The sequence below is a fragment of the Pseudorhizobium flavum genome, assembly GCF_044142885.1.
Taxonomy (GTDB): Bacteria; Pseudomonadota; Alphaproteobacteria; order Rhizobiales; family Rhizobiaceae; genus Neorhizobium; species Neorhizobium flavum.
This window is the reverse complement of sequence record NZ_JBIOKZ010000010.1, coordinates 97775-120286: the sequence shown is the minus strand read 5'-3', so window position 1 is coordinate 120286 and position 22512 is coordinate 97775. Positions and strand designations below refer to the sequence as shown.

Below are 22512 nucleotides of genomic sequence, written 5' to 3'. Positions count from 1 at the left end.
CTTCACCACCCAACGCGTTGACGAACACGGTGAAGGGTCACCAAGAGACCATGTGTTCTGATGGAGGAAAGAACCTTGCTTAGCGACGCCAGTACGGGACGCACCGCTCGGCGAGGCGCCATAGGAGCAACATTCAGTTGCTTCGAGGCCCCGGCCGCCGGAGAAAGTAGGCTACTGGCGCTGGAAAGTAGCGATCTTATTTCGCGCTCGAACTGAGCAAGATATGGATCTCTTATACAATATTGAGCGATATTGATGTAGCCCTCCAGCTGCTTCCGTCGATTCAAAGCTGCAGTCTCTGGCCCGATTCGGACCCTTGACAGGACCTCATCAATTCCGCCGACTTCGTATTGGCCAGCGAGCTTTATCCAAAGGCATACATCCTCTGCGATATCATAGTTCTCTGGGAACGGATTCAATTTCAAAACATCAGTACGTGCCATCACTGTAGGCATCGCGATGGTGCAGCCAGCGATTATTGCCGGGAAAACTTGCCCCGAAAATGATCCGGAGGGGCACTTCTGCAGAATCTCTCCATCCAAACTAATCCGTTCGTAAGATGAGTGCGAAAAGACACATCGACGATCCAACATGAACTGAAGCTGACGAGCCAATTTGCTGGGAATGAAAAGATCATCAGAGTCAAGAAACGCCACATAAGCGCCCACTGCAAGTCCTACCCCGAGATTTCTAGCCTTGGCGGGACCGGACTGCTCTTGGCGCACGTACCGGATCCGAGCATCCGAAGAGACCAACTCCGCGACTCGAGAAACATCTTCGGTCGAGCCGTCATCAATCAAAATGATCTCGAACTTTTGATGCGTCTGCGCCTGAACACTCTGGATCGCTTCAATGGTCCAGGAGATGCGATTTTGAAATGGGATCACAACAGAAACGACAATCTCATCCCTCGCAGTTGACGCCATCTCTCTCGCCAACCTGGCTGCATCTTTGTACGGGGTATTTTCCAAAAATTCAGCTGTTTCCATCAAGAAATGATAGGCTGATCCAGACATTGCCGTCATTTCAGCCTCGGTTAACCTCGTCAGGAAGCCGGCCCATAGCGCATTGCACTCTTCGACGTGCTTCGAAATTCGATGCGTGCCTTGCTCAGCATGCACCCGTGACTGAAGCAAAATCTCGGAATCGAAATGCAGTGGCGCAACGCGGAACATTTCAAACCAAAGCGCATAGTCCTGAGTAGAAGGGAGGCTTTCGTCGAACCTCCCGACAGCATCAAAGTGCTCCTTCGCTATGATCAATGAGCAGCCGTGAATAAGCCCCCGAAGCAATGGAAGCATGGGAATATTTAGCCTATCACACGTCAAAACGGCATCAGGTCTCACCGATCCCGTGACCTTTGATTCGGCGTTAATCAATTCATAGCCACCAAAAATAATTGTCTTTTTATTATCAAGCCTCTCTAGTAAGGAAATTTGATGAGAGATTTTGTTCGGTTTGTATTTATCGTCGTGACTAAGCCAAGAAAAATACTCTCCCTTCATGGCAGCTAGCCCAGCATTTAGAGCTGACGCGCAGCCGCCGTTTTCCTTTACAATGTATACTATTTTGTCCCCGTAGCTTCTTGCTATGGCATCCGTTTCTCCATTGTCATTTGACCCGTCATTTACGACAATAATCTCAATGTTGGGATAATCTTGTCCCAATGCGCTGTCGATAGCTTCTCGCATGTAGTTCTTCCCGTTGAAGACGGGAATTACAATGGAAACGAGGGGGAATTTACGTGCTGGATCCATCCAAATTATCTTTCTTGGCACAGCGTGGAGTAGGGCATTTACAGCTTCCTACATTTAGCTCTTAGCTGTTAGACGAGCGAACGAGAATGCCCTGCACCCAAGTGCTGCGCCTCTTTGCGCCAGACCGTACGGTTCACATAATCTACATAGCTAACCACCACGCGAAGTATCTGGCTAGCGACCTGATCCTGTTCGTAATCGGCGATCTTCGGCGAAACCCAACTGTCCATTTGTGGTTGAGCTGTCACTATGGACACGGCTTCGAGCACTCTCTCGCTGCGCAAGCCGCTCATAATAAGCGTCCCCACGTCCATTCCCTCCGGTCTCTCGTGTGCATTCCGCAAGGTTACAGCCGGAAGATTCAAGAGCGAGGCTTCTTCTGTGATTGTCCCGCTATCAGAAAGAACACAGAAAGCGGACATCTGTAAGGCTACGTAATCGATGAAGCCAAATGGCTTTGTGAAACGCAACAGTGGATGATCAAGTGGCTCACCTAGCTGCTGGAGTCGATTTCGCGTGCGGGGATGGGTAGAGATCAGCACCGGATACTCATAGTGCTCTGCGAGATCGCGCAACGTTCGCAAAAGGTCTCGCAAATTGTCCGCTGTATCGACGTTCTCTTCTCGGTGAATGCTGGCGAGGAAGTAACCTCGTGGACGGAGCCCCATCCGCGAGACCACGTCCGAAGCTGTAATTTTAGGCATGTAGAAGTTGAGGACTTCCTTCATATGAGACCCGGTCTTGATAATGGTCTCCGGCTTTATCCCCTCTAAGACAAGATAGCGCCTCGCATGTTCCGTAAGCACCAGGTTGATGTCGCTAAGGTGATCGAGCACCTTGCGGTTTAGTTCCTCAGGAACTCGCTGATCAAAACACCGGTTGCCAGCCTCCATATGAAAGACCGGTATTTTTCGGCGTTTGGCAGCTATAACGGCTAGGCAGGTATTGGTGTCGCCGTAAAGCAACAGGGCATCAGGCTTTTCCTGATCTAGTACATCATCCGCCTTAGAGATAACATCCGCGATAGCCTTAGATGGACTTTCCCCGACTACACCCAAAAAGTGGTCTGGTTTCCGTATTTCTAGTTCATCGAAAAAGACTTGGTTGAGTTCGTAGTCATAGTTTTGCCCTGAATGAACCAGGACATGATTAACGTACTTGTCGAACTCGGCGATGACCCGGCTCATCTTTATAAGTTCCGGTCGCGTGCCGACCAGAGTCATTACCTTCAACATCATACTTCCTGTCTTCTATTTTTCCAGAGAAGAAGCCGCGCACCGTTACAAATCAAGCTCTTTTCGTACGTAGTCCAGCGACAAAAGCAGGTTCTTTACTTGGTCTACGTTAAGGCGCTCGGTATTGTGTGACGTATAGTCGTCTACTACCGATATCTTGTGCTCGCCTTCAACAAAGTACTTGTTATAGTTCAGATCTCGGTTATCAGACGGGATCCGAAAATACCTCCCGATGTCCACAGCTTTCGCCATTTCTTCGCGCGCCACTAACGTCTCGTATAGCTTCTCCCCGTGTCGGGTTCCAATAGTCCTAATTGGATTGCTGGCATTGAAAAGATCTTTGAGCGCCAGGGCCAGATCTTCAAGAGTAGAGGCTGGCGCTTTCTGAACAAATATGTCGCCTTGGTCGCCATGTTCATAAGCATGGATAACCAGATCGACCGAATCCTCCAGTGACATTAAAAAACGTGTCATCTTCGGATCGGTTATGGTCAGAGGTTTGCCAGACTTGATCTGGTTGATAAACAGGGGGATAACGGAACCCCGGGAAGCCATTACGTTGCCATAACGCGTAGCACACAAGACCGGGCCGGTAGACCTCAACACCCGGGACTTTGCAATCACCACCTTTTCAGCCATAGCCTTAGAGATACCCATCGCATTGATGGGATACACGGCTTTGTCCGTACTCAGGAAGACCATGCGTTTAGCAGATTTCTCTGCAGCGGCTGCCATTACGTTCTCCGTTCCAAGAACGTTGGTGCGCACTGCTTCCATCGGATAAAATTCACAGGAAGGCACCTGCTTCAAGGCCGCAGCATGGAATACGTAGTCGACGCCGGACATCGCGTCGCGCACGCTATCATAGTTACGGACGTCGCCGATAAAAAACTTCAACTTATCGTTGTTCAATGAAAGCCGCATATCCTCCTGCTTCTTTTCGTCGCGGCTAAAGATGCGTATCTCTCGCACGGAGGTGTTAAGGAACCGGCGCAGCACCGCGTTACCGAAAGAGCCCGTCCCACCCGTGATAAGGAGCGTCTTTCCGTCAAACATCTGCCGGGCCTCCCATTCGCTCGTTTCGGTGCATTCTCTTGATTAATTCAGGCCATGGTGGAGCTACATAGCCTGTAGCACACGAAAAACGAGCAGAGTTCAAAGAGCGGTCAATAACTGTTCGTTCGTCAGGCAAGATCCTGATGTCCTTCCCATATTCTGACGCGATGAGTTGCAAGAGTTCAAATTTGGAAATGGGCTCTGCAGACACATGATAAAGCCCATTTAGCTCTTTATGTGGAATTACGACATCTCGAATTACGCTTGCCAATTCACACGTTGGTAAGCCGGAAAAAATCGCATGTTTGAATCCCATCACCTCTCCGTGCTGAGCGAGAAACCACTCAACAAGTGAATGGGCAGAATTAAGTTCTCGGCCAATAATGGAGGTGCGGAGTGTCACAGCATTTTCGACGTCCAAGACCTCTCCCAAGCGCTTGGATACGCCGTACAGATCGGAGGAATCTGGTTCACAATCCTCAGTGTACCCCCCTTTGGACCCGGAGAAGACACAATCCGTGCTAACATGAATCAAGCGAGCGCCTACAAGGGCGGCTAGGCGTGCGAGGCGATGGGGAAACATCGCATTTATCGGGAGAGCGACAAGTGGGTCCTTCGATGCGGGCAGCTGCTTGATCAACCCCACACAGTTCACGACCGTCGTGGGCTTCGACCAGTTTAGGAGCGATATCAAGGCATCATTGTCGAGTACATCTACGTTTGTCGCGATTTTATTGTGATACTCTGCGTCGAAATACTGTAGTGCTGAAGAGTTTCGCACACTGGCAAACACGCAATGGTCCGATTTTCCCGCCAATGCTCGAAACACTTCGCTGCCGAGCATCCCACTGGCACCAATTACGAGCGTAGTTTCCTTAGTCACTCTTGTTTCCCAACCTGTTCTCTAGAATTGCTGTCAACTTCTGGGCGACATTACCTACTTCGAAGTTTTCCAAGAAGAAACTCCTCCCCGCCTGCCCCATAGCCTCCAGCGTACTGGCGGGCATAGATGACATGGTCAAGATGCATCTGGCGAGACTCTCGCTGTCTTGAGCCTTGACAACAAGCCCACATTTACTCTCCTGAATTAAGCGTGCGCCCTCCCCATTCAAAGCACCAATGATAGGCTTCCCTGCTTGCATGTACGCCTGTATCTTGCTCGGGATAACGCTATTGAGGGCTACCTCATCCCGGAGAGTAACCAAAAGCACGTTCGCATTTCTGTATACTGCTGCCATTGCTGATCGCTCGAACGGGCCGGCCAGAACAACATTATCCAAACCCTGCGTTATAACCTTACGCCGAACGTTATCTGCCTCACTTCCGGTCCCTACAAGCATTATGCGAATGTTTGGGTGAACACGAAGGAGGGAAGCCGCTCCAAGCACCGTGTCTAGCGCTTGAGCGCGTCCAAGATTTCCCGCGAAAACTACAGTAAAGTGACTATTCGAAAATCCCTTCACTTCCCTAGGAATATCTTCTTGGTAATCGCCTTCAATCGGCGCAGGATTAGGGAGGTAGAATATTTTCTCTCTAGATGTTAAACGCTCAACCGATGCGGAGAATGCTCTAGATTGCAGCAACAATGTTTGCGCCGAACGGTAGATGAGACGCATCATCAATTCGACCCCGTTCAGGACGATTCGGTTCGTGACTAGGCCGGATCCGACGAGACTTTCCGGCCAAAGATCCTGGAGCCATAGTGCCAGATGCGCTTTCTTTACCCGCGCGAGTATTACCGCTGGTATCGCGGCCGTCATAGGTGAGACACCGAAAAAAAACACCACGTCAAAACTACGGCCGCGCAACAATCGGGGGAGCTTGAGGCCGGAAACGACGAACGAAGCGTAGTTAAGGAGCAGATCAAAAGCACCAGCTCTCCCACGAGGTCGAAGCGGCACACGGATCACTTCTATGCTACCTGAATAGGTTTCCCAAGTAACGCCTTCTTTATGATAGCCCGGCCAGATACGTCCAGTTGGGTAATTCGGTTTACCTGTGGCTACAGTGATCACGTGCCCTGAGGAGGCCAGTGCAACCGCAAGGTCATTTATTACGAACTGCTCAGGCCAAAAGTACTGAGAGACTATTAATATTCGCATAGCTTCCGTCAGACGCGATGACGTGAGATCGCAAGCGCATCTCACTGAAATGCGTCCAGCCAGCGGCGGCGACGCGTAGCTAGTCGATGTGGACCACACACCGAGATTGCTTCTGCAGGTCGAATAAGCGGAGGAGGTTGCTCTGTCAACTGCGAAATCCAGGAGCGGATCCAGCGTCAGCTTCAGTTGCTGTTAACTATCTACTCACTTCCCTATTGATGAGGTTTTGACGCTTGAGCTATATCTACACGGTGTAATCACGCGACCTCCGTCGGTGCGCCAACACCGGCGGAGGTCTAACCCTCAACCTTCTCGTGAAAGGCTTTCGGGCTACCATGACCCATAACCAGATTCTTCCTCCGGGGAAAGCTCCCGCATTTATTCCTGTCCTTGATGCGACAGACCTAGTGCCTTCATTCGGCATCTTCTCTCGACCATCAACTGATTGAGCTTGTCCGATTTGTCATGACCCTCGGCTGGATGCCGGGTGGTATCGCGACAGACCCTCTTGCCATCAAGAACAGGATCATCCGATGAATAAGCACAACGGCCTTTCGGCCGAACGTTCTCCCCTTCCCGAAATCCACCTGCCGCCGCACCTGGACGCTCTTGTCGCACTGGCAAGTGAACGGGTACTGAAGCCAACGCAGCTCGCGTCTGCAGTCGGCGGCGATCTCGACGCAATAGAGGCCGTCGGTCGAATGCTTGCCATCGAGGAGGGCCGCCTGCTTGAGGCGGCTGCCATCTCGCTCGCTCGAACGAGCACAGGCAACGAGGTGCTCGTTGGGATGAAGCTCCCGGTCTTAAAGATCGCCGCAGACATCGCAAAGCGCAACAAGCTGGAGAGCTACCATCGCCTCTCCCTCGATTTGGAAAGCCAAAGCCACAGCTCCTACTATCCGGACCTCGTGCTCGTCGACCGAACAGAGCGAAGCGCGATCATCATCGACGTCAAGCGGTCGCTAGCCGGATATTCGGGAAGCGGTAGCCTTCTGAAACTTCAGAAGCGAATGGAAGCTGCGGCGTGGGTGCTCCCGGAAATCCTCTGGCGGCATCACCAACGACTTGCTGTGGAGACGGTCGGCATCGCAATTATCGACGGTTCGAAGACTACCAGCGATATCGATGACGGCATCTGGTCGCTTGATCGGCTGGACGACCTTCTCGGGGTGCCAGGAGCTGGAAGCGCAGCACAATCTTGCATACTTGCGTTTCGTGAAGCTTTGAAGACCCGCTGGGAGGCTGCCTTACCGTCATCTGCCACCAATGGACCGTTGGCTTCACCACCAGACGAAGCTCCGTCATTGCCCTCAGCAGAAAAGCAGATCCCACGCAAGCGTGGAAGGCCACGGAAGCATCAGCCGCCTGCTGCCATAACTGTAGGCTTCTACCGCCCTGGCGGGCGGATTCACTAATCATTTCCCCCATTCCTGCTTTCAGCGTCCGGACACGCTCCGGCGCGTGGAGATCTTTTGCCATGTCATCTGACACATCCCCCCATGTGCGAACAACCGCGTCGCTTCACCAGTCCTCGCCTCATATGTCACGCGCCTCTACCAAGCGAAGGGCATGGAGGAACCCTGCGCGAGTCAACCATCTACCCATGGATGAAAGTGCCATCCTTGCCGCCTACATCATCCGCCGCTGCCGTCGGCTTGGCCGCGAAAGCGTGTCACTCCCCATTTTGGTAAAAAGAGCGCTCAGTGACCTGTGCTCTGAAGGAGATCCCACCGCTTCGCTCCTGTCGCACTGGCTGCGAGGCACTGCACCAGTCGGTATGCCCTATACGCCCGCCGAAGTGAGACGTGAGATGCGCTGCCCGTCAGAGACCAGCCCCACCCGGATGGGCGAACGGATCTGGCGGCACGGGCGGCCTTGGCGCCCGGGGAACCCAATCCTCTTGCGGCGGGATGAACAGCGTCGCCTCAAATTGCTCAGCCTGCTCTTGGAGGAGATCGCTCATGAGTACCACTGATCGTATCAAGACTCACCTACTCCGCCGCCTCAACCGACGGGCGCTTCGCACAACATTCGCGCAGGCCTGCGCTGCCGGACTTCTCCATCCAGAGGAGGTGGCTGTCCACGGAATTTCTCTACGGCGGTACAGGGAAGGTTCTTCTTCAGAGCGGCTGGTTGGTCGTGCTATTCCCAACGAGGATACCGTTCGGCGGCTCCTTTCTCGACCTCGTCAGCTCCCCGAGCCCGACAGGCACCAAACTGACAGCTTTGATGAGGAGGTAATCCGGGATCTGCTTCGTGACGGGATCGAGGTCCAGCCTGAAGACTTCTCTAACGCTTCTGGAGATGATGCGCCGCACACCTTGGCACGCTCGCCAGTCGATGGCGCACATAGGCCGGTGCCGCAGCAGCTTCTTGACGTCCTCCGCAGCTTACGCGCTCCATTGCCCGCAGCCGAGGTTGCTGTTTGCTTATTGCTGGCTTCAGCGTTTCGCAGTCCCGGCGTCACATTCGAAAAGGCCATGACTACCCTCGCTTCTCCAACCCCGATGATCTGTGTCAGGGCCTCTATCCACGATTTCGAGGCGGTCTTCACCTCAATGGCTGAAACAGGCACCCTGTTGCCGAGAGCTGTCAGCCTTCAGGACGGGATCAACCTGTATTCGAGAGATCTTCTGGAGCACGTCGATAGCTCAAAGGTGCTGACGCTTAAGCTGACGCACCTTGAGAGTGTAGGGCTAGAGCGTGGAAGGCAGGCTCTAGCAAAAGCCAGGCGGTGTGGGGCCCCTATCTTGATCATGACGGAACTCGGCATACGTTTACCAGGTCGCATTGCTGCTGGCGCGGATCTGATCCTCGACACACCGATGTTGGATGTACGGATGCTGGCGGAAATCATCGCGATCTGCTGCAGCTTTTCCATCGAACAGGTCATTGCAGCCATTCAATCTCGGTCGATCCCGATCTTGCACCTTGGCCTCGATGATCTCTCGCTCGCAATCAGAGCGGGCCGGACGCTTCCGGATATTCTGACCAGGCTCGAAGCGTTGGGAAGGGAGAACAGGAAGGCCGACGGAGATGGTAACGAAGAGGAGGTGTCAGAGAATTCCGCTGCTACAAAGAAGGAGACGCAGGAGAGCAGGAGTAGTACCAACTCGTCTGCTAAAAGTCAGTCGCGCGAGCGGTCGCGGAGCGACAAGAGCAGCAAGCACAGTATCGATATCATTGAGCCCGAGCCAACCAGCAAGGGGCGGACCAGTCAGAAGAGGTCAGCCCTGCTTGTAGAAACGCTTTCTGGATATGGCGAAGCGCGGCCATGGGCTTTGGATCTGAAGGCGGACCTTCAGCTGTGGAGTAAGAAGAAGCTTTCCTGGAGTGACATGAGCGTCAAACTACTACTGTCCGGCCCTCCTGGCACCGGGAAGACTACCTTTGCCAAGGCTCTCTGCAACTCGCTTCAGATCCCTCTGATCGCCACATCCGTCGCTGATTGGCTTGAGCCTGGTTACCTTGGCGACGTCTTGCGTAGAATGGCGGCAGTGTTCGAGGTTGCTCAGGCGCGGCAGCCCGTGATCATGTTGATCGACGAAATCGACGGGATCGGCCATCGCGATGCTGGCGGTGGTCGTTACTACGACGACTACTGGGTGTCGGTAATAAACCGTCTCCTCGAATTACTCGACGGCGCGGCGAAGACCGAGGGGGTTATCATTATCGGTGCGACCAATCGGCCCGATGCCATCGATCCAGCCCTAAGGCGCTCCGGAAGGTTAGAAACACACATCCCAATACAGCTGCCCGACCTGGATGCCCTGGAAGGCATATTCGCGCACCATTTGGGGCCCGACTTCAAACGATTGATGGCCACCGCAGCTCAGGCCAAGGCACTTCCAGCTCATCCGCAGGAGCCCGCTCATGGATAACAACCACAAGGACATCAGGAGCAAGACATCCCCGATGATCACCCCCTCACCGCTCCGCCGCCTGGCACTGGCTGCACAAGGAATGACGGGTGCCGATATCGAGCGTGTGGTACGTAACGCGAGGCAGACGGCACGCCGATCACGACGGCCTCTCGCCTTTAGCGATCTTCAGTCAGCGATTGCAGGCTCAGCAGAGCGACCATCTGCCGAGCTGAGGTGGCGGATCTCCCTCCACGAAGCCGGGCACGCACTGATGTGGTCGCTCACAGGAGTCGGTACTGTTGTGTCAATGACAACCGGACAGGCGCGTGGCGGCGACACAAGGGTCGAGATCTCTACTGAGGCAACGCAGGCCGAGGCCGGGATGATGTCGCTGATCGCTTGTATTCTCGGCGGGCGTGCGGCTGAAGTCTCCATCCTGGGCGAGGCAATGATCGGGAGTGGCGGATCCGAGCGCAGCGACTTGGCACTGGCCACTGCTCACGCGACGCATCTGGAGACAATGCTTGGGTGCTCTACCTCTAGGCCGCTGCTTTACGTACCACCAGAACGAATGGCTCACGATCTCCGATTCGATCCCCATTTGGCCGCACGCGTTCATCAGCGGCTCGAGTCCGCTATGGAAATCGCGTCCGATGCGATGCGCGAACATCGCGAAGCGCTCCTAAGCCTCGCCAAAGCTCTGGATGCGGCGACCTATCTCGAAGGCAGCCATGTCGCGAACATCCTGAGCCTAACCAGGCGACAGAGAAACATGTAGACGCCGCAGTGTTGGCTCACGGCCACGAGGCTCTGAATCATTCCTCCGCCCGCGCCAGCGTCGGCGGAGGAATGATTCAGAATAGCTCTACTCAACATCATGCTTCTCGCAGATGCTGCGCGCCCAGCGGATCAGGGTCTCTACCGTCTCACGGCCATCGTAGCGTTGATAAGCCTGTTTGATGGCATCGTGTGTATCCAACCCTTGCTCTTCGACAAGCTCCTCCGCGTACTCCTGGACCGTCACCAGGTTTGCCACCTTCAAGACGAATTTCAGTGTGTCCGTGTGCAGCTGTTCTGCTGATATGACCTCACTCATTACAATCACCGTTCTTATGCTCGCTTCATTCGCGATATGTTTCGAGACTTCAATTTTCGGGAGATTTTTCCGTCGGCGTCAATAGCCGACAGCATCGGAGCAATTTCCAAGCCGAGCAGCCGTGACATGATCACTGGCCGCACATGTCCTTGATCAGCGGACACGGAGGCCACCTTTCCTGCCAATATAGACGGGCCTTTGTCGCGGCACCCTGATCGTCACCAAAGGCGTGGGCTTTGGGGATCAATGTTAGGAATGGCTCGATGCGACAGGTCGCTGACGATCTCACAGCGACTTCGGTTGCCCATCAGGTCCAGAGACATCTCAGGTTCGACCCGCTGCTCCCATGGCGGGTACATCGAGTACAGATCTAAACGGTTGTGTTGTAAATTCCGAATGCGACATCTTCGATTCAGAGGATGATCAATTCGTTGCCGGTCCCCACGTCGTTTATAGATCAGGCGTCCTCTATAGCTTCAGCGTTCACTGCGATTCATCAGTCCTTTGCATTTCGCCACAGCAAAACGCGGGCCTTCCAGGGGCGCGGATCATCCCAATCGCACAGTCTGCGGTCTCAGGCTGCATATGTTGACGCCGTGGACAATTTGAACCTTCTCGCCCGAGGGCCCTCTCAACCTGCTGACGAGTTGACGTTCCCACGCTTGGTAAATCGCCGATCAGCAAAGCACCGTACGACCGTCGAATTCAAGCTGCCTCAGCTGCCATGCGACCGGATACCTTTCGGGAGAGCTGCGATGACGCGCAGGCAAATCACGACACGTTTAGCTGCCGTGGTCTAAGTCGCCCGCAATTTAGATCACATCGGAATGACTTGCGCATTACCGATTCCAATAGCGACGGATCCGATTCATGTGGAAACGCCGTTTCCGATGGGGCTGCACCTCTCTTATCGCCATTCGAGGCGACAGTGCCCCTGACAGCTGCACCGTTTCTTGGTGAGACACCCCTTCCGGTCGCCGGTGATCTTTTCGATTCACCGCCTCACGCCGTTAGCAGGCTCACCTTACTCGCGGGCGCATCGCCCCATCACGAAAAATAACTTATGGCATATCTACATCCGTCAACAGTTTAATCCAATGGACACATATATAATTTCAACGCCTCTGTATTTGTTCTTGACGGTTCGAAAATATCGATTGAGCATAGTTATCTCTTCAACGGGATTACGCTCCAAAATGACTACAGATTATCTAACGCGGCCACCGCTGGCCCGCGCCCTCTCGACTATTGCCGACACGCATCCCAGCCTCTCGGACGTCCTCGCGTCCGGAGGAAGCGCGTGGCTGAGTCACCTGGTTATCCGAGGCATCGACTTCTCGATCAGTGTCTCGCCTGATGCCGTCACTCTCCACAGTGATATCGCTGACCGCGATCATCTCGCCTTCGCCCAGTCCGAATGCAGCGAGGGCTTGCACCGATTGCTGCAGCTGCACGGGGCCATCACCGGTCAGCTGGATGTCGATGCCATCCGCCTCGACGGGCGCTACGTACAGCGTCAGAGCCATCTCCCTGGGTTCATCGACATCTACCGGATAGTGGCGTTGCAGCAGGGGGTAACTCGGCACGCACTTGTTTATGACGAACAGATTGTCGAGTGCGACAGCAGTGATCAGCCGCGCTTCCTGGTTCTATTGGACCAGGCGTCCCTGCCGATAACGTCGATCCTTATGATGGAGGCCACACAGATACTCCTCAACGCGGCCGTCAAGCCCGGTATTTTCCAGGGCTTGATCTGGGTGCCGCTTCGCATCGATAGACATAGGCCCAGCTTCTTTACGACCGCTCCGCAGTTGGACCTGGACCCGATGGAACTCCATGCGTTTCAGCGCCGCCTGGCGGATTTACCCACCGGCGGATGTTCTCGTGGCGAAGTCGGACGGGACTTGCATGGCTGGAGGGCAAAGATGATCTTTGAGAGAGACCCTACACACGCGTCTTCCGGGATGCCGCCGGTCGCCCTTCATCTCGTTCAGCATCGTCGCGGGGCGCACCCAGACGCCGTCCCGTCTATTCCTCAAGCCAATCCGACGTTTGATTCTAAGATCGATAATTTCGATTCCCGGAGCAACGGCGTTTGCGGGAGGCGAGCATGAGTAAGCGACGGCGGGAGAAGCAGCGCAAGCGGCAGCAAGAGTACAGGGACCGCCTCAAGGAGGAACGTCGGCCCACGCGCGATGACGTCGCGCGGGTGGCGTTATACTGGTTGATCGTAGAGACGGCCAGGCTGGTGGTACGTAAGAACGATCCTACCCGGATGAATTTGGTGGAAGATGCTCTGCTCAAGGGCCTGGTCGCCCAGGGCTTCAACAAAAGAGCTTCCGACGAGGTGCTGGGAGAACTGATTGACCGTTACGTCGATGGCGGGTGGAGTTTCCGTCGCAAACTTCATCTGCAGGAGGAGCCTCCTTCCTCGGCACAGATACTGATGGAACGGGATGCTCCCGAGTAACGGTGTTTGCGCTGCGACAGGACTATTCCCCCCATTACTTCATCTAACGGCGTTTGCACCAGAATCGGCGGGGACCATCGTCCCGCCGATGAAGCATGCAGAAGCTGATGGGACGCGACCGTTGATCAGGAAGGCCAACGCCGCCCTTCCTGCCGGGTGTTCTTGGAGATCGCCTCGAAATCCAGCCGCTCAAAGATGGTGAAGTCGATCTCCGGATTGAGTTCAAGCCGCGCCAGCGCACGCGCCTTGTGCTCTGTCAACGACTTAAACCCGTAGAGTTCGTGCTCATCGCTGCCGATCTCATGACCCGCCTGAAGCTTGCGGCTGCGCGAATCCACCTCGTGATCCCGCATCTCTTCGATCTGTCCCCCTCGAAGCGAATGGAATACCTCGCGCCTGCCGCGAGGAACTCCGGCTTTGGCGAACAGACGTCCCATGTATTGAGAACCGCTCTTGCTTGGATCGGTCAGCCTCATCAGGTTTGGAAACAGTGGCTGCTCGCCCTGTGAGACGGCCCAATCGATGAACCCGATCTCCTTCAACTTGTCATGCAAGACGAAGAATGTAAGGCTGGCATCCGTCTTGAGCGGAATGCGCCTCAATTTGCCGTCGACGCGGCGGATTGAGGTGGTATCGACAATCCACACCCCTGGATACTTTTCCACGATATCACTTGCATAGATATGGACCAGCAGTCCCAGCCGCCGCCCGGTAAGATGTCCCAGGAGAGGAAGCATGACATCTTCCATCAGGCCCGAGCTGACGCCCGTTCGGAAAACGGCATTGATCCTCTCGTAGCTCATCGGCTGGGTAGGTCGACTCCGCTCAGCCATGCGCGGGTAGCGGATTGTGAGGTCCGTGAGAGGGTAGCGGTAATTGTGTTCTGTTGCCCCAGTTCGGATCGCTGTCTTGACTACGGTTACATAGCCATCCCTAATGGTCTTGAGCGCGAGGGTTTTCTCGGAACGATCAAGGTTGGCCTTGATAAGCTGCAGCGGGTCATCCTCCTCGGCACGCGCACCGAGTTTCGCAGGCAAATACTGGATGGCGTTCGTGTACGCCTGCAGATCAGTAAAGGTGTATGTGTCTGCTGGATGATCGCCAACCACGTCAATAAACAGCTTGAGGCGTTTTCTGGCGGTCCCGATGTCCTTGTTGTCGCCTTCATTCGCGCCTGCCCTGGCAGAGAGATACTCGTCTGCAACCTCACTGAACAAAGGCGCAGTCGAAGGAGGACGCGAAACATAACGGCGATCAAGCAGGACGTCAGGCACCCGCTTTCCAAGTTTTTTCAGCTCCTCTGGCTTGACCCACACGGCGAACGGAACGTTTACCGGAGCCGCTGGCCTTGGAGGAGCTGGCGGAGAAGGCGTGGCAACGGCGGGTGGAGACGGTAGAACGGTTGGAGGCTGCAGAGGCGCAACCGATACCGTCTGGTCCGACGTCGCTGAAGCAACGGATTCGGGTGATACCGAAGCCGTCAGCTTCTTGGAATAGGTGTCGATGAGGAGATCGGCATTGTCTACGATGACCTCGTCGAACGGCTCTCCTGCTTCCCTTTTGCGGGCTTCGCTCCGAACCCGGACGATCCCCTTCATGGCATCCATGGCCGCCTTCTGCGACGGCGACCGGGGATCGAAACTTGAACGCATCTCATGATGCTTGATCTTCAGTAAGGTCTTCAGCGCAACGAGATTGTGCTCGGGCGTCTCCTCTGTCAGCAGCTCCTGCGGCTGGATTGGAAAATGCGTGTCGTCTGAAGTGTCCAATGCCCTTAACCCCTCGCAAAACAACCGGGCTTCCGCAGCCAGGATATCCGCCAGATAGCGCGCCTGCTGATAGGCACATGGCCCAAGGCTCAATCGGACCGGCGGCGTGTCGGCCGTTCCACCGAGCTTTTTGGGCAGGCGCATCTGGAAGATATACACGGTCCCCTGCCGAGCGAGATAAGAGCCCAACCCCCGCTTGCCAAGTCGGCGCGGCGGCTTTGATTCGCACTCACGACCTGTTACATGAGGGTGGACATGGCTTGTTACATTCATCGCGAGACTCCTGATGTTCGGGCCTTGGGCCGGAATTAAGCCAGGAAGTACAGGAGCTTAGCGATAACTGGAGGAGAGTGACCAACCCATGGCGGAGAGGGTGGGATTCGAACCCACGATACGGTTGCCCGTATGCCGCATTTCGAGTGCGGTGCTTTCGACCACTCAGCCACCTCTCCGCTTCGCTGGTCGGCGCTTTTGAAGCGCGGGCTGTCTCTTAGCGATGAAAGCCGAGGCTGGCAAGCAGCAAATCCGCGTCTAGCCATGCTTTTTCCTTGACAGTTTCGCTACCCTCGCCTATGCCCGCTAGCGATCAGGCGTGGAATGGATTCCATGCCTCTTTCTTTTGTGCGCAGGCCGATGTGCAGGCGCCTGACTTCCACCGGCGGAAGGTGAGAACCGACCGCTCAACGACTGACAAAAAGACGGCCGTCTTCGGGCAGAGCCGGAACGAACATGAAAGGATAAAAAATGTTCGCAGTCATCAAGACCGGCGGTAAGCAGTACCGCGTCGCGGCAAACGATGTCGTCACCATCGAAAAGCTCGACGCCGAAACCGGTTCGACGATAGAATTCAACGAGATCCTGGTTGTCGGCGAAGGCGCCGATGCCAAGTTCGGCGCTCCCTTCGTAAAGGGTGCGACGGTCAAGGCCGAAGTGGTCGAGCACAACCGCGGCAAGAAGGTCCTGTCCTTCAAGAAGCGCCGCCGCCAGAATTCCAAGCGGATTCGCGGCCATCGCCAGCACCACACGGTTGTCCGCATCACGGACATCTTGGCTTAAGTCGATCAGGGTTTCTAAGGTTTAAGGAGAACACCAATGGCACACAAGAAAGCCGGCGGCTCGTCGCGTAACGGTCGCGACTCCCAGTCCAAGCGCCTGGGCGTGAAGAAGTTTGGCGGCGAAGTCGTCATTCCGGGCAACATCATCGTGCGCCAGCGCGGTACGCAGTGGCATCCGGGCGCCAATGTCGGCCTCGGCAAGGATCACACCATTTTTGCGCTGACCGCCGGCAACGTGAACTACCGTACGAAGGCCAATGGCCGCGTGTACGTGTCTGTAATGCCGAAAGCGGAAGCAGCGGAATAAGCCGGTAGCGCTCTAAAACAGCCGGCGTCTCATCGACCCGGCTGGCACCACCAGGTTTCAGTCCAGAAGAAAGGGAAGATGGGGCGCCACCCACCTTCCCTTTTTCTTTTGATCCAACAAGGAGGACTGAACCATGCAAGGCGAATTGATAAGGGTGAGCCAATCACGGCCACCTGAGGAACGGCTGAGACCCGAGCGGTCAAGAAGCGATTGCCCTGTCTTACTGTCGCAGAGACTGGTTCTGCGCGCTCCTCACGAAGAAGACATCGACGCCCTTGCCCATCTCGCCAACAATGCGAACATCGCCACCATGGTGTCCCGCATGCCGCACCCCTACACGGCAAGAGACGCAGCCGACTTCGTGCGACGCACGAACAGCGGCGAGATCGGCAAGTGCGTCTATGCCATTACGCGCGGCGACAATGGGGCGTTTCTCGGTTGTTGCGGCCTGGAGCCGCAGGAAGACGAGAGGACGGTCGAGATCGGCTACTGGCTCGGTGAGCCGCACTGGAACAAGGGTTACGCAACCGAGGCCGCCCACGTCCTGATCGACATGGCCTTCCGCACCCGCGACATCGACCATATCGACGCGCGCTGCCGGGTGACCAATGTCGCGTCACGAAGGGTGATCCAGAAGTGCGGCTTCCAGTTCCAAAGCTCCGGCATGATCGGATCGCTGGCGCTGGGCGGCATGGTTCCGGTCGAGTGGTTCCGGCTTGACCGGAAGACCTGGATGTCGCTCAGAAGCTGGGGAGAACTCAGATGAGCTCTGCCCTTCTCGATCACCACCAGGTGGAAGCAAGGACGCCGGGGCCCTGCCCCGTCGTCGCCACGTCGCGTCTGGTCCTGCGCCCGCACCGGCTTTCGGATGCCGACAGCATTACGGAATCGCTCAGCGATTTTGCAGTGGCCCGAATGTTGGCACGGGTGCCGCAACCTTATGATCGGCAGGATGCGCTGGACTGGTTGCAGATCCAGGTCTCCGTCTCCGTTGCCGGCTGGTCCGCTGCGATCACGATGGGGGACGATGTCCATATCGGCACCGTTTCACTCGAGCTACGGGCTGGTGCCTGGCGCCTTGGCTATTGGCTTAATCGCTACTACTGGGGGCGCGGGATCATGACCGAGGCGACCGGTGGCCTCTTGAACCGCTTCTTCCGGCGCATGCCGGACGTTTCGATCGAATCCGGCGCCTTCGCCGACAACGCCGCATCCCTCAAGATCCAGCAGAAGCTCGGCTTTCGGATTACCGGTTGCAGCGAGATGTACGGCCTTTCACGGAACGCCATCGTCGCGCACATAGATACGCTTCTTCAACCTGAAGATCTCCGCCGGCCATGAATTCCTGCCGTGGCAGCTGACCAATAAGATCGACTGCCACGGCAACAGCTACGCCTTGCTACGGAAGTACCTGTCCCGCCACCGGTTCAGCCCATTCCGGACGGTGTGTTATTGACGGGCTGCGTGATATGTTTTGACCTCCGCCTGAACGGCCTATATCGAACCCACGATGTTCCACACCCGGTGGAACCGTCGCCAACACGAGACGAATGGCAGCACGATGAAATTTCTCGACGAGACGAAGGTCTATATACGTTCCGGCGACGGCGGGGCGGGAGCAGTCTCGTTCCGGCGAGAAAAGTTCATTGAATTCGGAGGTCCGGACGGGGGCGATGGCGGTCGCGGCGGAGACGTCTGGGTGGAAGCCGTCAACGGCCTGAACACGCTGATCGACTTCCGCTATCAGCAGCACTTCAAGGCCAAGGTCGGCATGCACGGCATGGGTCGAAACCGAACCGGTGCCAACGGCGATGACGTGACACTAAAGGTCCCGGTGGGGACCCAGGTTCTGGAAGAGGACGGCGAGACGCTGATCGTCGACCTGACCCAGGAGGGGCAACGTTTCAGGCTCGCCAAGGGCGGCAATGGCGGCTTTGGGAACACACATTTCAAATCCTCTACCAACCAGGCACCCAATTGGGCCAATCCCGGTCTTGAGGGCGAGGAAAAGACGATCTGGCTGCGGCTGAAGCTGATTGCCGATGCCGGTCTTGTTGGCCTGCCGAATGCGGGCAAGTCGACCTTCCTGGCCACTGTGACCCGCGCTCGCCCCAAGATCGCCAATTATCCCTTCACGACGCTCCACCCTAACCTGGGCGTCGCCACGATCGACGGTCGCGAGTTCGTGTTGGCAGACATCCCCGGCCTGATCGAAGGTGCACACGAGGGCGTCGGCATAGGCGATCGCTTCCTCGGCCATGTCGAGCGTACCCGCGTTCTGCTCCACCTGATCTCGGCTCAGGAAGAAGACGTTGGCAAGGCCTACAGGACGGTCAAGCATGAACTGGAAGCCTATGATGGTGGGCTTGAAGACAAGCCAGAAATCGTGGCGCTGTCACAAATCGACGTCCTGGACGACAAGGAACTGAAGAAGAAGGCAAAGGAACTGGCGAAAGCTTGCGGGTCGCAGCCGTTCCTGATCTCTGCTGTCGCGGGCAAGGGTATGACCGAGGTCCTGCGAGCGCTTCGCGATGTCATCGTCGAAGAGGCGGGCGAGAACACGGCACTGCCTGACCGGAGTTCCCGTTGGGCGGCCGGTGACGCGGACGGGGAGACGCAATGAGCACTTCCCGCAAGCCGCTGACGAGCCACCGGCGCATTGTTGTCAAGATCGGCTCGGCGCTTCTCGTCGACAGGAACACGGGGCTCAAGTCGGAATGGCTGGATTCCATTTGCAAGGATATCGCTGCACTCAAGGCCCTTGGCGTTGATGTCCTCGTGGTGTCCTCAGGGGCAATCGCCCTCGGACGCACAGTGCTTGGCCTGCCGGGCGGGGCGCTCAAGCTTGAGGAAAGCCAGGCAGCAGCGGCCGTGGGGCAGATTGCGCTCGCACGCGCCTGGTCCGAAAGCCTTTCCCGCGACAATCTGATAGCCGGACAGATCCTCCTGACCCTGGGGGATACGGAAGAGCGACGCCGCTACCTCAATGCTCGCGCAACAATCAACCAGTTGCTCAAGATCGGCGCCGTTCCGATCATCAACGAGAACGACACTGTCGCGACGTCCGAAATCCGCTACGGCGACAACGACCGTCTCGCCGCCCGCGTTGCGACCATGACCAGCGCCGATCTGCTTGTGCTTCTTTCGGATATAGACGGCTTGTACACAGCACCGCCACATCTCGATCCCGAAGCGCGCTTCCTGGATTCAATCCTCGCAATCACGCCGGAGATAGAGGCAATGGCGGGGGGCGCGGCTTCGGAACTGTCCCGGGGCGGCATGCGCACCAAGATCGATGCCGGCAAGATCGCCACGAGCGCCGGTTGCGCAATGATCATTGCGTCCGGAAAGGACAAACATCCCCTTGGCGCCATAGACGAGGGCGCTCGCTCCTCTTGGTTTGCGCCCTCGGGCAGCCCAGTGGCCGCGCGCAAGACGTGGATCGCCGGCCAGTTGCAGCCGGCGGGAAAACTCGTGGTCGACGCCGGTGCGCAGGCTGCTCTTGGGATGGGCAAGAGCCTGCTCCCTGCCGGTGTGGTCTCGGTCGCTGGGAATTTTCACCGCGGAGACACGGTGGCGGTGATAGGAACCGATGGGCGCGAGGTCGCCCGCGGGCTCGCCAGCTACGATGCCGACGAAGCCCGACAGATTGCCGGTCGCAAGTCTGGCGAGATCGAAGCCATCCTCGGTTATCCGGGACGCGCTGCCATGGTTCACCGCGATGATCTCGTGGTGACTCTGTCCGGCAGCAGCTTGGGGGATCACCATAGCGATGTGAAGGACCCTGCCCATGCTTGACCTCGTCACTGCGAAGACCGACGACGTGACAGCCCTCATGAATGAAATCGGCCGCCACGCGAAGGCAGCTGCCAGGCAGCTTGCGCTGGCATCGAGTGAGACCAAGAACCGGGCGCTGAACGCGATGGCGGATGCGCTGCTTGCGTCGAAGGACGCGATCCTGGCCGCCAATGCAGAGGACCTTCGCGCAGTCGAAGGCAAGGGTCTGCAGGCATCCTTCGTCGATCGCCTGACGCTTTCTGACAAATCCATTGCGGCCATGGCGCAGGGATTGCGGGAAATCGCAGAGCTGCGTGATCCCGTCGGGGAAACGATCGCCGCCTGGGAGCGCCCGAACGGTCTGCGAATTGAAAGGGTACGGACGCCGCTCGGCGTGATTGGTGTGATCTATGAAAGCCGCCCGAACGTGACGGCGGATGCCGGGGCGTTATGCCTGAAGGCTGGCAACGCAGTCATCCTTCGCGGCGGCTCAGACTCCCTGAATTCCTCGCGCGCCATTCACCTCTGCCTCGTCGAGGGCCTGCGTTCAGCCGGGCTGCCAGAGCATGCAATCCAGATCGTACCGACCGGTGACCGCGCCGCAGTCGGCGCCATGCTGACCGGTCTCAACGGTGCAATCGACGTTATCGTCCCACGCGGCGGCAAGAGCCTCGTGGCACGCGTGCAGAACGAGGCCCGGGTGCCGGTGTTTGCGCATCTCGAAGGCCTCTGCCACGTCTATGTCGACGCCTCAGCCGACCTCGAGATGGCAAAGCGCATCGTGGTCAATGCCAAGATGCGTCGCACGGGCATCTGCGGGGCCGCCGAAACACTGCTGATCGACAGTGCCGCAATCGGCACCCATCTTATGCCTCTGTTGGAGGCGCTGACTGCTGCCGGTTGTGAGATCCGCGCTTCGGCTGCGGTCCTGAAGGTATTTCCCGGATTGAAGCCGGCAACCCAGGACGACTGGCGGACTGAATATCTGGACGCAGTCATCGCCGTCGCCATCGTTGACGGCATTTCGGGCGCCATCGCCCATATAAACACCTATTCCTCCAACCATACGGAAGCAGTGATTGCCGAGGATCCGAAGGTCGTAGAGCGGTTTTTCAACGAGATCGACTCAGCGATCCTGCTGCACAATGCCTCGACCCAGTTTGCGGATGGCGGCGAGTTCGGAATGGGCGGCGAGATCGGGATCGCAACCGGAAAGATGCACGCGCGCGGACCAGTTGGCGTCGAACAGCTGACCTCGTTCAAATACCTGGTGCACGGCACCGGCCAGATCCGGCCCTAGCCGCCTGTGGAGAGCGCCTCCATCGCCCCTCGCTATCTGTCAATGCCGCATGTGGAGCGCGGCATGGCCGTTGGCCTCTTCGGCGGCTCCTTCAACCCTCCTCATGAGGGCCATCTGCTGGTGGCGGAGATTGCACTTCGCCGCCTCGGCCTTGACCAGCTCTGGTGGATGGTGACGCCGGGGAACCCGCTGAAGAGCCGAACCGAACTGGCGCCGCTTGCCGATCGTATCGCCCTTTCCGAAAAGCTGGCGCAGGATCCGCGGATCAAAGTTACTGCCTTCGAGCAGGCCCTCGGGAGCCCTTACACTGCCCACACGCTCGCCCATGTCAGAAGGCGCAGGCCGGGCATTCGTTTCATCTGGATCATGGGCGCGGACAGCCTTCGGACGTTCCACCGGTGGCAGAAGTGGCGCTCGATCGTCCAGACCTTTCCGATCGCCATCATCGATCGTCCCGGCTCCACGCTTTCCTTCCTCTCGTCACGATTGACGCGAACCTTCGACTACGCGCGTGTTGACGAAGACGATGCTGGCGTTCTGTGGCGGAGACCCGCTCCTGCATGGACTTTCATCCATGGCCCCCGCTCCGCCCTCAGTTCGACGAGCTTGAGGCTGGCGGGAACCTAACCTCGCGCACCAGCCCTTCATCATGTTTCCCACGTGTCGCTTGAAAGATAGCCCCTTCGATGCCACCTTTAGACAGCGGCCGGAGAGTCCGGATTCGC

Annotated in this window: 20 protein-coding genes and 1 tRNA gene; 13 read left to right on the top strand and 8 right to left on the bottom strand. The window is 56.8% G+C overall.

What is annotated here, in order from left to right:
• Positions 1-2: 2 nt before the first annotated feature.
• From ACEPP2_RS17925 to ACEPP2_RS17905, 5 genes are all read right to left on the bottom strand, one after another.
• Positions 3-1757 (bottom strand): glycosyltransferase family 2 protein, encoded by a 1755-nt coding sequence (locus ACEPP2_RS17925; RefSeq protein ID WP_395517394.1) that lies wholly within the window; start codon positions 1755-1757, stop codon positions 3-5.
• A 68-nt stretch (positions 1758-1825) separates the two neighbouring features.
• Positions 1826-2995, bottom strand: coding sequence for a non-hydrolyzing UDP-N-acetylglucosamine 2-epimerase (gene wecB / locus ACEPP2_RS17920; protein ID WP_395517393.1), 1170 nt, complete (start codon positions 2993-2995; stop codon positions 1826-1828).
• 42 nt (positions 2996-3037) lie between these two features.
• Positions 3038-4048, bottom strand: coding sequence for a polysaccharide biosynthesis protein (locus ACEPP2_RS17915; protein ID WP_395517392.1), 1011 nt, complete (start codon positions 4046-4048; stop codon positions 3038-3040).
• Positions 4041-4931, bottom strand: a complete 891-nt coding sequence (locus tag ACEPP2_RS17910) for a dTDP-4-dehydrorhamnose reductase family protein (protein WP_395517391.1) — start codon at positions 4929-4931, stop codon at positions 4041-4043. The genes ACEPP2_RS17915 and ACEPP2_RS17910 overlap by 8 nt, the downstream gene beginning before the upstream one ends.
• The gene (locus ACEPP2_RS17905; protein ID WP_395517390.1) at positions 4924-6150 is read right to left on the bottom strand and encodes a glycosyltransferase family 4 protein; all 1227 of its coding nucleotides are present in this window, start codon (positions 6148-6150) and stop codon (positions 4924-4926) included. Before ACEPP2_RS17905 ends, ACEPP2_RS17910 begins: the two co-directional genes overlap by 8 nt.
• A 533-nt stretch (positions 6151-6683) precedes the next feature.
• Here ACEPP2_RS17905 and ACEPP2_RS17900 point away from each other — a divergent pair.
• The 3 genes from ACEPP2_RS17900 to ACEPP2_RS17890 all read left to right on the top strand — a co-directional run bounded on the left by ACEPP2_RS17900 (position 6684) and on the right by ACEPP2_RS17890 (position 10791).
• On the top strand, positions 6684-7565 hold the full coding sequence (locus tag ACEPP2_RS17900; RefSeq protein ID WP_395517389.1) for a hypothetical protein: 882 nt from the start codon (positions 6684-6686) through the stop codon (positions 7563-7565).
• A 546-nt stretch (positions 7566-8111) separates the two neighbouring features.
• Complete coding sequence (locus ACEPP2_RS17895; RefSeq protein WP_395517388.1) at positions 8112-10031, top strand: AAA family ATPase; 1920 nt, start codon at positions 8112-8114, stop codon at positions 10029-10031.
• Positions 10024-10791 (top strand): FtsH/Yme1/Tma family ATP-dependent metallopeptidase, encoded by a 768-nt coding sequence (locus ACEPP2_RS17890; RefSeq protein ID WP_395517387.1) that lies wholly within the window; start codon positions 10024-10026, stop codon positions 10789-10791. The genes ACEPP2_RS17895 and ACEPP2_RS17890 overlap by 8 nt, the downstream gene beginning before the upstream one ends.
• An 87-nt stretch (positions 10792-10878) precedes the next feature.
• Here ACEPP2_RS17890 and ACEPP2_RS17885 read toward each other — a convergent pair whose 3' ends face one another.
• Positions 10879-11109, bottom strand: a complete 231-nt coding sequence (locus tag ACEPP2_RS17885) for a hypothetical protein (RefSeq protein ID WP_395517386.1) — start codon at positions 11107-11109, stop codon at positions 10879-10881.
• 1196 nt (positions 11110-12305) lie between these two features.
• Between ACEPP2_RS17885 and ACEPP2_RS17880 the strand changes: the two genes are divergently transcribed.
• The gene (locus ACEPP2_RS17880) at positions 12306-13223 is read left to right on the top strand and encodes a hypothetical protein (RefSeq protein WP_395517385.1); all 918 of its coding nucleotides are present in this window, start codon (positions 12306-12308) and stop codon (positions 13221-13223) included.
• Positions 13220-13579, top strand: a complete 360-nt coding sequence (locus ACEPP2_RS17875) for a hypothetical protein (RefSeq protein WP_395517384.1) — start codon at positions 13220-13222, stop codon at positions 13577-13579. Before ACEPP2_RS17880 ends, ACEPP2_RS17875 begins: the two co-directional genes overlap by 4 nt.
• A 125-nt stretch (positions 13580-13704) precedes the next feature.
• On the opposite strand, the gene ACEPP2_RS17870 is transcribed toward ACEPP2_RS17875, so the two are convergent.
• Together ACEPP2_RS17870 and ACEPP2_RS17865 are read right to left on the bottom strand one after the other, a co-directional pair.
• Entirely contained in the window at positions 13705-15507 is a 1803-nt protein-coding gene (locus tag ACEPP2_RS17870; RefSeq protein ID WP_395517383.1) for a site-specific integrase, read from the bottom strand.
• Positions 15508-15710: 203 nt separating this feature from the next.
• A tRNA-Ser gene (locus ACEPP2_RS17865) sits at positions 15711-15800 on the bottom strand.
• Between the two features lie 292 nt (positions 15801-16092).
• Between ACEPP2_RS17865 and rplU the strand changes: the two genes are divergently transcribed.
• The 8 genes from rplU to ACEPP2_RS17825 all read left to right on the top strand — a co-directional run bounded on the left by rplU (position 16093) and on the right by ACEPP2_RS17825 (position 22414).
• Complete coding sequence (rplU, locus tag ACEPP2_RS17860) at positions 16093-16404, top strand: 50S ribosomal protein L21 (RefSeq protein WP_395517382.1); 312 nt, start codon at positions 16093-16095, stop codon at positions 16402-16404.
• 36 nt (positions 16405-16440) lie between these two features.
• Positions 16441-16710 (top strand): 50S ribosomal protein L27, encoded by a 270-nt coding sequence (rpmA, locus tag ACEPP2_RS17855; RefSeq protein WP_093001793.1) that lies wholly within the window; start codon positions 16441-16443, stop codon positions 16708-16710.
• Between the two features lie 133 nt (positions 16711-16843).
• Positions 16844-17476 (top strand): GNAT family N-acetyltransferase, encoded by a 633-nt coding sequence (locus tag ACEPP2_RS17850; RefSeq protein ID WP_142589235.1) that lies wholly within the window; start codon positions 16844-16846, stop codon positions 17474-17476.
• A complete protein-coding gene (locus tag ACEPP2_RS17845; RefSeq protein ID WP_395517381.1) occupies positions 17473-18051 on the top strand; it encodes a GNAT family N-acetyltransferase in 579 nt (192 codons plus the stop codon). The genes ACEPP2_RS17850 and ACEPP2_RS17845 overlap by 4 nt, the downstream gene beginning before the upstream one ends.
• Before the next feature lie 220 nt (positions 18052-18271).
• Positions 18272-19333 (top strand): GTPase ObgE, encoded by a 1062-nt coding sequence (obgE, locus tag ACEPP2_RS17840; RefSeq protein WP_395517380.1) that lies wholly within the window; start codon positions 18272-18274, stop codon positions 19331-19333.
• Complete coding sequence (gene proB / locus ACEPP2_RS17835; protein WP_395517379.1) at positions 19330-20508, top strand: glutamate 5-kinase; 1179 nt, start codon at positions 19330-19332, stop codon at positions 20506-20508. Before obgE ends, proB begins: the two co-directional genes overlap by 4 nt.
• Complete coding sequence (locus ACEPP2_RS17830) at positions 20501-21787, top strand: glutamate-5-semialdehyde dehydrogenase (protein WP_395517378.1); 1287 nt, start codon at positions 20501-20503, stop codon at positions 21785-21787. Before proB ends, ACEPP2_RS17830 begins: the two co-directional genes overlap by 8 nt.
• Positions 21788-21829: 42 nt before the next feature.
• Entirely contained in the window at positions 21830-22414 is a 585-nt protein-coding gene (locus tag ACEPP2_RS17825) for a nicotinate-nucleotide adenylyltransferase (protein WP_281978631.1), read from the top strand.
• Positions 22415-22512: the final 98 nt, after the last annotated feature.

Bases quoted from the DNA above. Each gene is read 5' to 3' on its own strand.
- ACEPP2_RS17825 (WP_281978631.1), top strand. From the start codon at position 21,830: ATGCCGCATGTGGAGCGCGGCATGGCCGTTGGCCTCTTCGGCGGCTCC.
- obgE (WP_395517380.1), top strand. From the start codon at position 18,272: ATGAAATTTCTCGACGAGACGAAGGTCTATATACGTTCCGGCGACGGC.
- rplU (WP_395517382.1), top strand. From the start codon at position 16,093: ATGTTCGCAGTCATCAAGACCGGCGGTAAGCAGTACCGCGTCGCGGCA.
- ACEPP2_RS17915 (WP_395517392.1), bottom strand. From the start codon at position 4,048: ATGTTTGACGGAAAGACGCTCCTTATCACGGGTGGGACGGGCTCTTTC.
- rpmA (WP_093001793.1), top strand. From the start codon at position 16,441: ATGGCACACAAGAAAGCCGGCGGCTCGTCGCGTAACGGTCGCGACTCC.
- ACEPP2_RS17880 (WP_395517385.1), top strand. From the start codon at position 12,306: ATGACTACAGATTATCTAACGCGGCCACCGCTGGCCCGCGCCCTCTCG.
- ACEPP2_RS17885 (WP_395517386.1), bottom strand. From the start codon at position 11,109: ATGAGTGAGGTCATATCAGCAGAACAGCTGCACACGGACACACTGAAA.
- ACEPP2_RS17905 (WP_395517390.1), bottom strand. From the start codon at position 6,150: ATGCGAATATTAATAGTCTCTCAGTACTTTTGGCCTGAGCAGTTCGTA.
- ACEPP2_RS17895 (WP_395517388.1), top strand. From the start codon at position 8,112: ATGAGTACCACTGATCGTATCAAGACTCACCTACTCCGCCGCCTCAAC.
- proB (WP_395517379.1), top strand. From the start codon at position 19,330: ATGAGCACTTCCCGCAAGCCGCTGACGAGCCACCGGCGCATTGTTGTC.
- ACEPP2_RS17925 (WP_395517394.1), bottom strand. From the start codon at position 1,757: ATGGATCCAGCACGTAAATTCCCCCTCGTTTCCATTGTAATTCCCGTC.
- ACEPP2_RS17900 (WP_395517389.1), top strand. From the start codon at position 6,684: ATGAATAAGCACAACGGCCTTTCGGCCGAACGTTCTCCCCTTCCCGAA.
- ACEPP2_RS17845 (WP_395517381.1), top strand. From the start codon at position 17,473: ATGAGCTCTGCCCTTCTCGATCACCACCAGGTGGAAGCAAGGACGCCG.
- ACEPP2_RS17890 (WP_395517387.1), top strand. From the start codon at position 10,024: ATGGATAACAACCACAAGGACATCAGGAGCAAGACATCCCCGATGATC.
- ACEPP2_RS17830 (WP_395517378.1), top strand. From the start codon at position 20,501: ATGCTTGACCTCGTCACTGCGAAGACCGACGACGTGACAGCCCTCATG.
- ACEPP2_RS17875 (WP_395517384.1), top strand. From the start codon at position 13,220: ATGAGTAAGCGACGGCGGGAGAAGCAGCGCAAGCGGCAGCAAGAGTAC.
- wecB (WP_395517393.1), bottom strand. From the start codon at position 2,995: ATGATGTTGAAGGTAATGACTCTGGTCGGCACGCGACCGGAACTTATA.
- ACEPP2_RS17850 (WP_142589235.1), top strand. From the start codon at position 16,844: ATGCAAGGCGAATTGATAAGGGTGAGCCAATCACGGCCACCTGAGGAA.